At 59.5% G+C, this 13,137-nt stretch carries 11 protein-coding genes, 1 tRNA gene and 1 pseudogene; 7 read left to right on the top strand and 6 right to left on the bottom strand.

Annotated features, from left to right (window positions below):
• Positions 1 to 14: 14 nt before the first annotated feature.
• Positions 15 to 91, top strand: a tRNA-Met gene (locus M2281_RS27795).
• Here the strand turns inward: M2281_RS27795 and M2281_RS27800 are convergent.
• The 4 genes and pseudogenes from M2281_RS27800 to M2281_RS27815 all read right to left on the bottom strand — a co-directional run bounded on the left by M2281_RS27800 (position 70) and on the right by M2281_RS27815 (position 3,041).
• Positions 70 to 324 carry a hypothetical protein gene (locus tag M2281_RS27800; protein ID WP_280824458.1) on the bottom strand — a complete coding sequence of 85 codons (255 nt, stop codon included), beginning with the start codon at positions 322 to 324 and terminating at the stop codon, positions 70 to 72. The genes M2281_RS27795 and M2281_RS27800 overlap by 22 nt on opposite strands.
• Before the next feature lie 346 nt (positions 325 to 670).
• A pseudogene (locus M2281_RS29170) lies at positions 671 to 964 on the bottom strand (recombinase family protein); the annotation flags it as partial.
• A 27-nt stretch (positions 965 to 991) separates the two neighbouring features.
• Complete coding sequence (locus tag M2281_RS27810; RefSeq protein ID WP_280824459.1) at positions 992 to 1,717, bottom strand: recombinase family protein; 726 nt, start codon at positions 1,715 to 1,717, stop codon at positions 992 to 994.
• Positions 1,718 to 2,372: 655 nt separating this feature from the next.
• The gene (locus M2281_RS27815; RefSeq protein ID WP_280824460.1) at positions 2,373 to 3,041 is read right to left on the bottom strand and encodes a hypothetical protein; all 669 of its coding nucleotides are present in this window, start codon (positions 3,039 to 3,041) and stop codon (positions 2,373 to 2,375) included.
• Between the two features lie 128 nt (positions 3,042 to 3,169).
• Here M2281_RS27815 and M2281_RS27820 point away from each other — a divergent pair, with 128 nt between their 5' ends.
• On the top strand, positions 3,170 to 3,427 hold the full coding sequence (locus M2281_RS27820; protein WP_280824534.1) for a helix-turn-helix domain-containing protein: 258 nt from the start codon (positions 3,170 to 3,172) through the stop codon (positions 3,425 to 3,427).
• Positions 3,428 to 3,614: 187 nt separating this feature from the next.
• Here the strand turns inward: M2281_RS27820 and M2281_RS27825 are convergent, their stop codons facing one another.
• Positions 3,615 to 3,929 carry a hypothetical protein gene (locus M2281_RS27825; protein ID WP_280824461.1) on the bottom strand — a complete coding sequence of 105 codons (315 nt, stop codon included), beginning with the start codon at positions 3,927 to 3,929 and terminating at the stop codon, positions 3,615 to 3,617.
• A 101-nt stretch (positions 3,930 to 4,030) separates the two neighbouring features.
• Positions 4,031 to 4,246 carry a zinc ribbon domain-containing protein gene (locus M2281_RS27830; RefSeq protein WP_425537819.1) on the bottom strand — a complete coding sequence of 72 codons (216 nt, stop codon included), beginning with the start codon at positions 4,244 to 4,246 and terminating at the stop codon, positions 4,031 to 4,033.
• A 653-nt stretch (positions 4,247 to 4,899) separates the two neighbouring features.
• On the opposite strand from M2281_RS27830, the gene M2281_RS27835 reads away from it, so the two are divergent.
• The 5 genes from M2281_RS27835 to M2281_RS27855 are packed head-to-tail and all read left to right on the top strand — an operon-like array spanning position 4,900 to position 13,122.
• On the top strand, positions 4,900 to 5,118 hold the full coding sequence (locus M2281_RS27835) for a helix-turn-helix domain-containing protein (RefSeq protein WP_280824463.1): 219 nt from the start codon (positions 4,900 to 4,902) through the stop codon (positions 5,116 to 5,118).
• On the top strand, positions 5,115 to 5,636 hold the full coding sequence (gene brxF / locus M2281_RS27840; RefSeq protein WP_280824464.1) for a BREX-3 system P-loop-containing protein BrxF: 522 nt from the start codon (positions 5,115 to 5,117) through the stop codon (positions 5,634 to 5,636). Before M2281_RS27835 ends, brxF begins: the two co-directional genes overlap by 4 nt.
• On the top strand, positions 5,633 to 9,373 hold the full coding sequence (locus tag M2281_RS27845; RefSeq protein ID WP_280824465.1) for a DUF6079 family protein: 3,741 nt from the start codon (positions 5,633 to 5,635) through the stop codon (positions 9,371 to 9,373). Before brxF ends, M2281_RS27845 begins: the two co-directional genes overlap by 4 nt.
• A gap of 4 nt (positions 9,374 to 9,377) precedes the next feature.
• Complete coding sequence (locus M2281_RS27850) at positions 9,378 to 11,243, top strand: RNA-binding domain-containing protein (RefSeq protein WP_280824466.1); 1,866 nt, start codon at positions 9,378 to 9,380, stop codon at positions 11,241 to 11,243.
• Positions 11,233 to 13,122: an ATP-binding protein gene (locus M2281_RS27855; protein ID WP_280824467.1), complete on the top strand. Its 1,890-nt coding sequence runs from the start codon at positions 11,233 to 11,235 to the stop codon at positions 13,120 to 13,122. The genes M2281_RS27850 and M2281_RS27855 overlap by 11 nt, the downstream gene beginning before the upstream one ends.
• Positions 13,123 to 13,137 lie beyond the last annotated feature (15 nt).

Raw genomic sequence — 13,137 nt, forward strand, 5'->3', positions numbered from 1 at the left:
TGCACAATACTTGACGCGGGGTGGAGCAGCCCGGTAGCTCGTCAGGCTCATAACCTGAAGGTCGTTGGTTCAAATCCAACCCCCGCAACCAAATACCAACACTCCCGCGCGAACCCCGCCGGGAGTGTTTTTGTTTGGCGGCTTGCCCGCAGTTTGGCGCTCGAGCCAATTGATGAGCGTGCCCAACTCGCCATACAGCGTCGCCTCGATCGCGCCGCGCTTCGCCCCGGGCGTCAAAACGATCTTCTCGATCAGGGTCCGCAGCGCCGCTGCCGCTGCCTGGCGGTCTTCCAGACAGTTGAGCGCCTCGGTCAGCTGCGCCACCAATACTTGTCAGCAGGTCTGGCGTGTCTTGCGGGGTAGTGGCAAGCAGGTCAACTAGCTCGATCTTGCGCGCCTCGAGCCTGTCCATCTCCGCCTTCATGCTGGCGTGGAACATGCCGGCCTTGATCGCCTCGATGACGCTGCGGATCTGCTTCTCCACCTTAACGAGTTCCACCTTCCAGGCGCTGGCGTTGGTCCGGTGTTGGCGGTTGAGCCGGTTCGTCGCTTCGGCATAGGCGTGCGCCGCCGCCTCCGGCGCCATCAGCCGGTCTTTGAGGCCAGCCGGCACCCGCTGCTCGAGTTCGATACGCGCGATGGTGCGCCTGTTCGCGCAGCCGCCATTGCTGGTATGGCTGGAGCAGGCGCAGCGGTCGACGCTGCGCAGCGCGTAGGGGCCGCCGCAGCAGCCGCAGACCACCAGGCCCGACAGCAGCGACTTCGGCCGGCGGGCGTCGTTCAGCCGGTTGCGGCGGTGATGCGCCTGGAGCGCCGCGCTCAGCTTGATGCGCTTGTCGGCGATCTCGCTTTGGCGCGCCTTCACCGTCTGCCAGAGTTGATCGTCGACGATGCGCAGTTCCGGCACGTCGGTCACGATCCAGGCCGCCTGTGGGTTGAGGCGCGACACGCGCTTGCCGGTCACCGTGTCCTTGACGTAGCTTTGGCGGTTTCACACCAGCCGGCCGATGTAGAGTTCGTTGTTGATGAGGCCGGTGCCGCGCCGGCCCTGACCGCGGATCGTGGTGTCGTTCCACAGCTGGCGGGCGGGGCCGGGGATGTTCTGGTCGTTGAGGCGTTTGGCAATGGCGCGCGGGCCAACGCCGGCGGCGAAGTCGCGAAAGATGCGGCGGATGACGGCGGCCTGCTTGGCGTCGATGGCGCGCTCGCCCGTGACTTGTGCGCCGTGCGCGTCGAGCCGCTTGACGACCCGGTAGCCGTAGCACAGCCCACCGCCGGACTTGCCGGCCTCGACGCGGCCGCGCAGGCCGCGCCGCGTCTTCAGGGCCAGGTCCTTGAGGAACAGCGCGTTCATCGTCCCCTTGAGCCCGACATGCAGTTCGGAAATCGCCCCCTCGGTCAGAGTGACGATCGGCACGCCGCAAAACTGCAGCTGCTTGTAAAGCGTGGCGATGTCGGCCTGGTCGCGTGAGATGCGGTCGAGCGCCTCGGCCAGCAGCAGCTGAAATAGTCCGGCCTGCGCGTCGTGCATCAGCTGCTGGATGCCGGGGCGCAGCACCAGGCTGGCGCCAGAGATGCCGGCATCTTGATAGCTGCCGGCGATCTCCCAGGCTTCGCGTGCCGCATGTTCGCGGCAGAGCCGTAACTGGTCCGCGATCGAGGCCTCCCGCTGCTGGTCGGAGGAGTAGCGGGCATAAAGCGCAACGCGCGCCGTCATGCGGTGGTCTCTCCCTTGCGGTCTAGCTGGTGTCCGGGGTGCTGGGCCCGGTTCTGTCGCCCGGCGGCGCTGGCTTGGCCAGAGGGGCGGCTGTCGTTAGGGGCCGGTCGCGCTGCACAGCGCTCGCGCGCCATGTGCCGGCCGATCAGCCGAGCGAGCGCCAGGAGTGCCGGGTGGGGTCTTGCCGGTTTCTTCGCCAGGCAATCGGCACCGGAGCGCCGCCGGGTGGCGCGGTCATGCGGTCTTTAGCCATCACGATCCTCGCTTCCGTTGTTCGAAGCAGGCATGAAGCCGGCAAATTGAGCGGCCGGGAAGGGGAATATGCCGGCGTCGTAGCCTGGCGTGCAAAAACTTGCATTTGGCGTGTTCCCCGGTGGGGTAGGAAAGGGGCATAGGGTCGTCATAAGAAAAACCGGTCAAGGCTTTGCCGCCCTACCGGCCTTGGCCTTGACCGGCTCCGCCAGCCCAATGTTCAGACCGAGCCTCCGGAGATCTGCCTCTGGTCCTGTAAAGCCGATCAAGGTCGTGGCGCCACCCCGCCTTGACCTTGATCGGCCACGCCGGACGGCTCCCCTGCAATGAAGCCGGCCGGCGAAAATGCCTGCCACTACCGTCTGTCCGTCGTCGCAGGGCAGGGGAGGTAAAACCGAACCGCCTAGTCGTCCGGGAAAAAGGCGCCTGGCGCCGTCTGGCGGCCGATCCGCACCAGGTCATCGCGTGCCGCGCGGATCTGCGGCCAGGGAAAGGCCGAACAGTCTTCCCAGACCTCGCCTTCGTGCAGGATGGCATCGAGCTTGCCGGCGACGCCGGCGAGCGAAACGGCCGACGTCGTCGCCAGCGCCGAAAGCAGCGCTTCGACCCGCGCGAACGCTGCGCGCTCGGCTCGAAGCCCCGTGAAGTAGCCGATCTCCGCAGCAGCGGCGTCGAAATACGCCTGCCGCGCGGCAAGCTCCGCCGCTGCCCGCGCGCGGGTTGTCGCCATATCCGTCCGCGCGCCGACAAGGCGGTCGAGCGCTTCCAGCGAGCAGATCACCGTCTCCTCGCCGCCGGGCGGCCTGACCACCGTCCCGACAAAGTCAATCCGCTCGGCCAGCTCTGTCTCCAACTCCTGCTGCCGCCGACAAAGTCGCTGCGCCCGTTGATGCGCAGCCGCCCAATTCCGCCACAGCTCCAGTGCCGGGTCGGGGAGCGTCCCAGGCGCTATGCCGTCGCGCGCCGACGCCACGCCACCCAACTGCCAGCCGGCCGCCGCCGCAATCCATCCCGCAATCGCCATCCGCCGCGTGACGCAGGCCAAACTCATGCTATGGTCGGAATCAGCCATGATCCGAGCTCCTCAACAGCTTAGATTGTGGTCAGGCCGCACGGGGGTGTAGCGAGCACCTTGTGCGGTCGCGTACTTACAGAACGGGTAATATGTCACTTTTTGTGACTTTAACAAGCGAAAATGTCATGAAAAAGGACATATCTGCCGAGCAGATCCGAGCAGCCCGAGGTCTGATTGACTGGACGCGGGAGGATCTGGCTAAAGCATCCGGAGTGACAGTTCGTACACTTGCCAGAGTTGAGAGTTCTCAAACGGTGCCCCGAGAGGCAACGCTCGCCGCGTTGTCGTCAGCGTTGGAAGCCGCTGGCGTTGAATTTATACCGGAAAACGGTGGAGGGCGGGGCGTGCGTCTGGCGCTTGGCTTTCAACCAAAAAGACCCTGAACTGCCGAGCGGAAGAAGACGGGAGCCATCCACAGGAGACATTGCCGGTCACGTGCTGCGGGTCGAAGCCGCCTTGAGCGTGCTACAACTTTCGCGATTGGTTGACTGCTTTGGCTGTTAGCCGACCACTTTGCCACTCGAGATATTTGACACAGCAGTTCGAATCCCCGCGGTGCGCCATTTCCGTTCAAAACTGCGAACACCGGGCCAAAAATTTTTTGCTTCCCGTCATAGCCTGGTGGATAGCGGTCTTGCATCCGATGATCTTGACATCTCTGTCCCCGACTTCGACCTGATCGACGACGGCCTGGATATAGGCCTTGCGGAAGGGAATGTCGCCGGAGGTGATGTTCTCGCGCATCATCCTGCCGAACTCTTCGACGACGGCGGGTGGGATATCCGATGCGGGCACGGCATGCGTTCTGGCGCGATCGAGGGAGGCCTGGATGCGCTCGCGATCGATCTTGAGGGCGGCAATGCGCTCGCGCAGGATGTCGTCCATTTCGGCGATCCCGTTCTCGATCATCGTGTAGATGCGCTTGAGACGCCGCCTCAGTCAATTCTCCTTGCAAACGAACGATCCGGCAATCGACCTCGGCGGCCTTAGCGGCGCGGCCGGCGGAGATTGCGGCGAGTATTTCGGTGAGGCGTGTCCGAGGTGAGGAGGCGATCCGACATATGTTCGATGACCAGTTCGTCGAGCGTATCCATCCGGATCGAGCGGCCGGCGCAGACGCTCTTGCCGGTGCGGGCGGCGTTCGAGCAGGTATAGTAGCGATGGACAGTGCCATTCTTGGAGGTGCCCATTCGCAATGTCATACCGCCCCCGCAGGACACAGGTCGCAAGCCCCGTCAGCAAGATCGGCCCCGTCACGACGCGCGGCCGCGTCACTTTGGGGTTCCTGACCTTCAACATGCCTTGCACCGACTCGAACTCGTCGCGCTCGAAATGAAGAATCCGGTTCCCGACGCGCATTTTCCGTCTATCGGCCAGCACACCACCTGCCCGGGCATCCGGATACCGCGGACTCGTGGAAAGCTCGTTGTGAAGGCGTCTAAAGTTTTATGCATATTCCATTCCACGACGGCCGGCGCCAACGCGTCGGAATGGTCAAACCCAACAATGCCACTCAGGCATCTCACTGCCGTTTCGATTTGTTTCCAAAAGATTCAAAATCTTGCAATCACACCTGTGCACCTACGATGCTTCACGGAAAGGGAGGCTTCGTATCTGACCGGCAGAATGCGAACGGAGCTGAAGTTTCGCAACCGAACTTTAGCGGCCCCGTCTTGCACTTGCTCCTGCAGTAATCCGCGCATCCATTGAAACGCTGGATCGGCATAATGCTCTTTGTGCCATAGCAGACGCATCGAAGCGACGGGGCTTTCGAACGGTAGCCGCAGGGACTTGCCAACTCTTGCCAACTCATGCCAAGACACCACAAATTCGCCACCAGTAAGTCGGCCGACTTATGATCGAACCGCCCGATGAAATCCTTACCATCGAGGAAGTCGCCGCCTACCTCAAGGCCGGGCGGCGCACGGTCTATCGTCTTGCTGCCAATGGGCAGATCCCGGCCTTCAAGCTGGGCGGTACATGGCGTTTCCGACGCGCCGAACTGGATCGGTGGATCGCCGCCCGCATATGCACAAAGGAAGGAACGCCCAAGCCAGATGAGGGGAAACCATGATTCAGGCGTGTGCATTGTGCACAGATATCACCAATCTCGCGACGCTTGAGCGGCTCATAGAGGAAGTCAACTCTCTTCAGACTAAGCTGATCCTGCTGGTTGGCAGCCGTGGCAAGACCCAACTCCTGTGTGCTTTAGCGCGACGGTTAGACGGCGCACCACTCAATGTCGGCGCGGAGCTGGGACACCGTCTGGCAGCCACGCCCGTCTCCGACCGCGGCTTCTTGACGAATGAGCTGCTGCGCGGAATCACGGACGATGTGGGTGGCGATAGGCCGTTATTGCTCGATAACCTCGAAGTGCTCTTTGAGCCGAGCCTGGAGATCAATCCACTAAATGTCGTCAGGCGGCTCGCACATTCGCGTCGAGTTGTCGCCGCGTGGCCTGGTGAAATGCGCAACGACCGCTTGATTTACGCCGACATGGGGCATCCCGAACACCGCGACTACACCCGCGATGGCGTTGTTTTTTTCGAATCGGTGCAAAGCCATCAAGGGACCGGAAGGTCAAGAATATGAAATATAGAGACCTCATTCAGTTCGAACAGATCGAGTCGGTTGTTCAACTGCTCGACGCCGAGCGACCAGACGAAGCCAAAAAGCTCGTATCGACCTTCGTTATCTCCGACGACATGGCTGACCGCATTGCCAAGCTTATGGTGCCGCAGCTTGGGTTCGACGAAGCTGTCGACCACAAAGGCGTGCTGATCGTCGGCAACTACGGCACCGGTAAATCGCACTTGATGTCGGTGCTGTCGCTGGTGGCCGAGGACGCGACCTATGCGTCAATGATCCAACACCCCAAGGTGAAGGATGCGGTCGCGTCTGTCGCCGGCCGTTTCAAGGTGTTGCGCATCGAGGTCGGTGGCCTGGAAATGCCGCTGCGCCAGATCATTACTCAGCAGATCGAGCGCTTCCTCAAAAAGCTCGGTGTCGACTTCACCTTCCCGAGCGCCGATCAGGAACTGAACAACAAGGATTCCTTCGAGGAGATGATGGCAGCGTTCGGAGAGAAATTTCCGAACCAGGGGCTGCTGCTCGTGGTGGACGAGTTTCTCGAATACCTGCAATCGCGTCGCGATCACGAGCTGGTACTCGATTTGGCTATCCTGCGTCAGATCGGCGAGGTCGCCAAACATCTGAAATTCCGCTTCGTAGCGGGTGTTCAGGAAGCCATCTTCGATAGTGGCCGATTCCAGCATGTGGCCGACAGCATTCGGCGCGTCAACGAACGCTTCACGCAAATCCTGATCGATCGCCAGGACGTGAGCTTCGTCGTCTCCGCGCGCCTGCTCAAGAAATCTGCCGACCAGCAATACAAAATCCGCGAATACCTCAAGCCTTTCGCTAAATTTTACGGGTCTATGAACGAACGCATGGACGAATACGTCCGGCTGTTCCCGGTTCACCCGGACTACCTCAAAACTTTCGAGCAGATCCACTTCACCGAAAAACGCGGCGCGCTGAAGACGATTGAAGCCGCTATGCAGGCCATTCTCGATCAGGACGTGCCTACCGACCGGCCGCAACTGATCGCCTATGAGAGCTTCTGGAACACGGTGAAGAGCAATCAGGTGCTGCGCGCCGATCCCAACATCAAGGAGGTGTTGCGCGTCTCCGAAGTGCTGGAGTCTCGCATCCAACAGGCATTCACACGGCCAGCTTACAAGCCGATGGCGCTGCGCGTCATCAATGGTCTGGCTGTGCATCGCCTGACCACCGGCGGCGATATCCACGTTCCGATTGGTCCCACCGCCGCCGAGTTGACCGATTCCCTGTGCCTCTTCCAGCCCGGCGTCGGGGACATGCCCGGCGAACCCGCCGAGAACCTGCTGTCGATGGTTCAGACAGTGATGCGAGAGGTGCTGAAGACCGTCAACGGCCAGTTCATCTCCAAGGCGGCGGACACGGAGCAGTATTACCTCGATCTCAAGAAGGACGTCGACTACGACGCTCAGATCGAAAAGCGCGCCGAAGCCTTGTCCGACGATGCACTCGATCGCGCCTATTATAGCGCCATCAAGGCGCTGATGGAGTGCAGCGACGATCTCCGCTATCCGGGCTTCCAAATCTGGCAATACCAGATCGAGTGGCAGGAGCGCCGCGTCGAGCGCTTAGGCTATCTGTTCTTCGGAGCGCCGAACGACCGCCCTACGGCTCAGCCCGAGCGCGACTTCTACATCTACTTCATCCAGCCTTTCGACAAGCCACGCTTCACCGACTCGCAGCAGTCAGACGAAGTGTTCTTCCGGTTGAAATCGCCGGACGAGGACTACAGGCGCCACCTGTCTCAATACGCGGCCTCGCTGGACCTGGCATCCACCGCCAGCGGCGGCGCGAAGGCTGTCTATCAGCGCAAGGCCCAGGATGCCCTGCGCGGCATGAGCAAGTGGCTGCAAGAAAAGCAGTTGACCGCGTTTGAAGTCACCCATCAGGGCAAGGCCAGGACGCTGCAAGACTGGGCCAAGGGCGTGTCGCTGCGCGATCGCGCCCGCTTGGGGCCAGAAGAGAAAATCAATTTCCGCGACATTGTGAACATCGTCTCGGGTTTGGTCTTGTCCCAGCATTTCGCTGACATTGCGCCCGAGTATCCCAAGTTTCCGGTACTCGTCACCGAGGCAAATCGTAAGTCCCTGATCGGCGCCACGCTGCGCGCATTGGCGGGAGGCACGCGCACGAAGGACGCCACCGCCGTGCTTGATGCGTTGGAAGTGCTCGATGGCGAACGTATAGACCCGGCAGGTTCCCGCTATGCGAAGGAAGTGCTGAACCGCCTCAAGGCCAAGGGTCATGGGCAGGTGCTCAACCGCAACGAATTCATCGCCGGCGCAACCGACGTGGAGTATTTCTCCCCGGTCAAGCACCGGCTCGAACCCGATCTGCTCGTCGTCGTGCTGGGCGTCTTGGTCTATTCCGGCGACATCGTTCTCTCGATTACAGGCGACAAGATCGACTCCGGCAAGCTCGCGTTGCTGGCCGAACGCTCGCTTGATGAACTCAAGCAGTTCAAACACATCGAGGCGCCAAAGGAAATCAATCTCGCAGTGCTACGCGCGCTGTTTGAGTTGCTCGGCCTGCCGTCCGGTCTGGCGCAGAAAGCCAGCCAAGGCGACACGGAACCGGTCATCGCCTTGCAGGAAAAGATTAGCGCCTTGGTGCCGCGCGTACTCAAGGCAGGCTCTGATCTCCAGCAGGGCAAACTCGGCTTCTGGGGCCAGAGTCTGCTACGCGAGGAGGAAGCCAAGGATTGGTATGCGCGGCTCGACGCGCTCAAGAAGTTTACCGAAGCGCTGTCGCCCTACAACACTGTCGGCAAGCTCAAGAACCTGCGCGTCACGCAGGAAGACATCGATGTCCAGAAGAAGAATTTGGCCGTGCTCACTGGTGTTGAGCGCCTGCTGGACCTGATTGCCGAACTCGGCAGCACCGCATCCTATCTCTCTCAGGCGGAGATGGTCTTGCAGCCCGACCACGATTGGGTGAAGAAGGCTGAAGCGGTACGCAAGGCTCTGTTCGACAAGCTGGGCGAAGACTGCACGGCGGAACATGTCGCCGCCATCCTCGGTGAAGGCCGTCAGACGCTTGGCCAACTCAAGAAGGACTACATCACGGCCTATATCGCCAGCCACAGCAAAGCGCGGCTGGGCGTCGCCGAAGAGAAGACCCGCAACGCGCTGCGCCGCGACGATCGGTTGTTTTCGTTGCGTGTGCTGGCGGGTGTCTCGCTTATGCCCACCAGCCAACTCACCGCCTTCGAGGATGCGCTCAACGGCCTGAAGAGTTGCTCCGCGCTGGACGAGCCGACGCTGCTCAGAACTCCGGTGTGCACCCACTGCCAGTTCCGCCCGTCTGCCGAGCAGTTGGAACTGCTGCCCGCCGCCAGTCGCCTGAACAAGCTGGACGACGATCTCGATCAGTTGCAAGCCAACTGGCAGCAGACTCTGCTGGAAAATCTCGAAGACCCCGTCACGCAGGACAGCCTCGGCCTGGTGCCGCCCGCTTCGAAGACGCTGATCGACACCTTTCTCGCCGCGCGCATGCTGCCGGAGCCTGTCACCACCGATTTCGCCGGCGCTGTACAGGAAGCCCTGTCCGGGCTCGAGAAGATCACGGTCAAGGCAGATGAACTGCGCCAGGCCCTGCTGCAAGGCGGCTCGCCGGCCACACCGGATGAACTGCGCAAGCGGTTCGACGCGCTTATCAGCGAGCGCGGCAAGGGAAAGGACACCACCAAGCTGCGGTTCGTGATCGAGTGACGCCATGACCAAAGACGAACTGCTCGCCAAGCTTCAATCCATCGAATGGAGCGACATCGAATTTAAAGAAGCGACTTGGGCTGTGCCTAAGGACGCGCTTTCGACTGTCAGCGCCTTCGCCAATACGGAGGGCGGGCACATAGTGTTCGGCGTTAAGCAAGCCAATGGCAAGTTCACTACCACCGGCGTCACCAACGCCGATAAAATGCAAAACGACTTTCTTGGCCAAGTTCGAGACTCAAACAAAGTCAGCGTGTTTTTGCCGATAGACGGCACAGTTCACGACCTTGCTGAAGGCACTGTTCTGGCCTTCTATATTCCCGAAGCCCAGCGGCATCAGAAACCCGTCTATCTCGACGGCAATCCGAAAAAAGCTCATATTCGCCGTGGTGGACGCGATGACACCTGCACGGGTGATGAGTTGCTGCGCTTCATTCGTGATGCTTCGAACATCCGGTACGACGCCGAGCCGCTCGACGTGGACGTTACCCGCTGTTTCGATGAAAGTTCGGTGCGCTGGTATCGCACACGCTTTGCCGCCAGCAATCCCGGCAGGGACACCGCCGCCGATGATACCGCTTTCCTGCGGACATGGGGTTTCCTCGTCGAGCAAGGCGGAGTGCTACGCCCCACCCGCGCCGCCATTCTGGTGCTGGGCAGCGGTGAGTATGTCCGGCAGGTGCTGCCGCGCATGGTCACGGACATGCAACTCTACCGCAATGCGAGCACCGAATATGACTCCGCGGTGCGCTGGGCCGACCGCCTCACGGTGGAGGACAACCTCATCAAGGCCTGGCAGGCCATCGTCGAGTTCTACTTTCGCCACAGCGAGCGCCCCTTTGCCGTGGACGCCTCCACCTTGCGGCGTGACGACGATCCGCCGGACTACATCTCCTTTCGCGAAGCCGCTATCAATCTGCTGATCCACCAGGACTTCGGCGACACCACTCGCGTGCCGGTCATCCGCTTTTTCCGCGACCAGACCGAGTTCTTCAATCCTGGCGATGCATTTGCCTCGCGTGAGCAACTGCTCGATCCCGGCGACAAGGAAGTCCGCAACCCCAGCATCGTCAATGCGTTCCGCCGAATTGGCCTCTCCGACCAAGGTGGCACTGGTGTGCGCGCTATCTTCGATGGCTGGCGCCAGCTAGGCTATCTGCCGCCAGAGATCGAGAACCATAGAGCCGAAAAGAGCTTCCGCCTGCGGCTACGTAAGGAGAAGCTCATCACCGAAGCCCAGCTTCTGGCGCAGGCCAGCCTGGGCGCACACCTGTCCGAACACGAGGCGGCAGTGTTCGCCTTGCTGATGCGCAACGGCCAGGTCGACCTTGCCGACATCAAGGCGTTGACCGGCCTTACCGGCGCTCAGGCGCTGGATCTGGCGCAGCGCCTGACCGTGCAAGTTCTGACGGAACCGCTGAGTGAAGCGGCCCATACATGGCGGCTGGCGCCCCACCTACGCACCCGCTTTACCGCCGAACTGACTGACAATGCTGATGAAAATCAACCATCTGGCGCAGGTGCGGCAGCGACGGGGGTAACCGATCAAGTCACCGATCAAGTTGCGTCAGAGCAAGCCGAACTTGATCAGTCACTTGATCGGTTAACGGAGGTGCAGTGGCGTATCGTCAGCTACGCCGACGCCCCCCGCTCGCTGGCCGAGCTGATGACCCATGCTGGCTACCGCCAGCGTCCGCACTTCGTAGCCGCCCACCTGGCGCCACTCCTCACCGGCGGCGTACTGCGACCGACCATTCCTGACAAGCCACGCTCATCGCTACAACGCTACGTGCTCACTGAAGCAGGAATCCAACTCAAGCTACTGCGCGAACAGACAGTGGCCAAGCCGAACGACGAAAATGGACATTGAAACCTCGGGCGCGATCAAACTGTTTTTCCCCAATCCGTCGTTGACGTTGGTCTATTTTGAAGCACTGGCCAATGCGTTGGATGCGGGCGCGACAGAAGTATCGATCGATATCGACGTTCAAGCTTTTGATAAGCCGGACACGTTGAAAATTACCGTTTCGGACAACGGCGATGGATTCACGGACGAGAATTTTGAGCGGTTCAGGAAACTGCTTCGACCAAGAGATAAATTCCACAAGGGCATCGGCCGCCTCGTATTCCTCAACTATTTCACTCGCGTGGAGGTCGACAGCGCCCGCGACAAATGGCGCAGAACCTTCATCTTCAAGGACGGCTTCGACGGCAATGCGCCGCTACAGGTCCTTGCGGATCAGCAAGAGACGAAAACTACGCTAGTGTTCAGCGGCTTTGCCAAGGAACGTGTTAAGTCCTATGACGATCTGAAGCCGGATGCACTTAAACCGGTTCTTATTGAGCAGTTTCTGCCGACGCTTGACGCGCGCAAGAGGGAAGGCAAAGCATTTAAAATTTCGATAAATTTGACGACCAATGAAAGCAATGCACAGAAGGAATTCTTCCCGCAGGCGACTGAAATAACATCTGATGATTTGCCGTCAATGACCAAGATCACCATCCAGGACAATTTACTGGATGCTATCTCGACCATTGATATGCACTATCATGTCGCATCCGTGCCGGGAAAAGGTAGCTCGCTCGTCGCCTTTAGTATCGACGGCCGAACGATACCCGCCAGCCTGATACCCCCTTCGTCGTTTCCGCCGGGCTATCTTTGCGTATTTTTATTCGGATCTGAACTCTTTCATTCCAACGCCGACAGCTCGCGTCAAAAGCTCGTCCTGCCAGAAGGCACACCGGAGGCTCGCCTCTTCCGTGTGCTTCGCCGCGAGCTGGGTAAGGTCTTGTCCGAAAATATCCCGCAGATAACCGAGCGAAATGAAACAATTAAAGAGAAATTCGAGGAGCAATTTCCTCATCTGCTCGGTTATTTCGAGGATGATACCGTTGGCTTGATCGATCGGGATGATGCGTTGGCAATCGCCCAGCAGCGGTTTTTCAAAATTCAGAAAGAGATACTCCAGAGCGATAAGCTTAGTGAAGCTGCATACGAAAAATCTCTTGAGATGTCATCTCGCACATTGACCGAATACATTTTGTATCGAGAAAAAATTATTAGCCGAATGAAGGATATGACGGCCGATAACGCCGAAGCCGAGATCCACAATCTTATTGTTCCAAGATTCAAGGAATTCTCACAAGGCGACCTGTCTTCAGAAATTTACCAAAACAATGCCTGGCTACTGGACGACAAGTTCATGGTGTTTCGAACGATCCTGAGTGAGAAGCACATGGACGCCGTCATCAACGCTATCCGCCTGGATGATGAAAGCGTGGGCGACACAGGCCGACCAGATATCGCCATGATTTTTTCGGCAGACCCTAACGACTCCGCGCCTGTGGATGTGGTGGTAGTCGAAATAAAAAAGAAGACTGACGAGGAAAAAGACAATTTCTACGCAGTCAACCAGCTATTAGATCGAGCCGGAAAACTCGTAGCGCATTGCCCGAACATTCAAAGGGTTTGGTACTACGCAATCATGGACGTCAATGACGCCACGGCATTTCGGCTGCGGCAATTCAAATGGACACCTTTCTTTTCAAAAGGCAGGGTTTATTACCAAGAATTTGATACCCCGCATCCTGATGGGCGCGTCATTCCTACACCAACTTTTGTGGTGTCATTCGACGCAATCGTGGCGGATGCTGAATGCCGGAACCACACATTTCTCGAAATTCTTCGCGACGGCATGAAGAAATACGCTGAAGATCACGGCGAACCAAAATCGCCGATCGACGAATAACTGGGAAGACAGATT

The sequence above is a fragment of the Pseudaminobacter soli (ex Li et al. 2025) genome (assembly GCF_029892515.1).
Lineage (GTDB): Bacteria > Pseudomonadota > Alphaproteobacteria > Rhizobiales > Rhizobiaceae > Pseudaminobacter > Pseudaminobacter soli_A.

Excerpts from the sequence above, each read along its gene's own strand:
- M2281_RS27810 (WP_280824459.1), bottom strand. The coding sequence starts at position 1,717 with ATGACGGCGCGCGTTGCGCTTTATGCCCGCTACTCCTCCGACCAGCAG.
- M2281_RS27815 (WP_280824460.1), bottom strand. The coding sequence starts at position 3,041 with ATGGCTGATTCCGACCATAGCATGAGTTTGGCCTGCGTCACGCGGCGG.
- M2281_RS27820 (WP_280824534.1), top strand. The coding sequence starts at position 3,170 with ATGAAAAAGGACATATCTGCCGAGCAGATCCGAGCAGCCCGAGGTCTG.
- M2281_RS27825 (WP_280824461.1), bottom strand. The coding sequence starts at position 3,929 with ATGGACGACATCCTGCGCGAGCGCATTGCCGCCCTCAAGATCGATCGC.
- M2281_RS27830 (WP_425537819.1), bottom strand. The coding sequence starts at position 4,246 with ATGACATTGCGAATGGGCACCTCCAAGAATGGCACTGTCCATCGCTAC.
- M2281_RS27835 (WP_280824463.1), top strand. The coding sequence starts at position 4,900 with ATGATCGAACCGCCCGATGAAATCCTTACCATCGAGGAAGTCGCCGCC.
- brxF (WP_280824464.1), top strand. The coding sequence starts at position 5,115 with ATGATTCAGGCGTGTGCATTGTGCACAGATATCACCAATCTCGCGACG.
- M2281_RS27845 (WP_280824465.1), top strand. The coding sequence starts at position 5,633 with ATGAAATATAGAGACCTCATTCAGTTCGAACAGATCGAGTCGGTTGTT.
- M2281_RS27850 (WP_280824466.1), top strand. The coding sequence starts at position 9,378 with ATGACCAAAGACGAACTGCTCGCCAAGCTTCAATCCATCGAATGGAGC.
- M2281_RS27855 (WP_280824467.1), top strand. The coding sequence starts at position 11,233 with ATGGACATTGAAACCTCGGGCGCGATCAAACTGTTTTTCCCCAATCCG.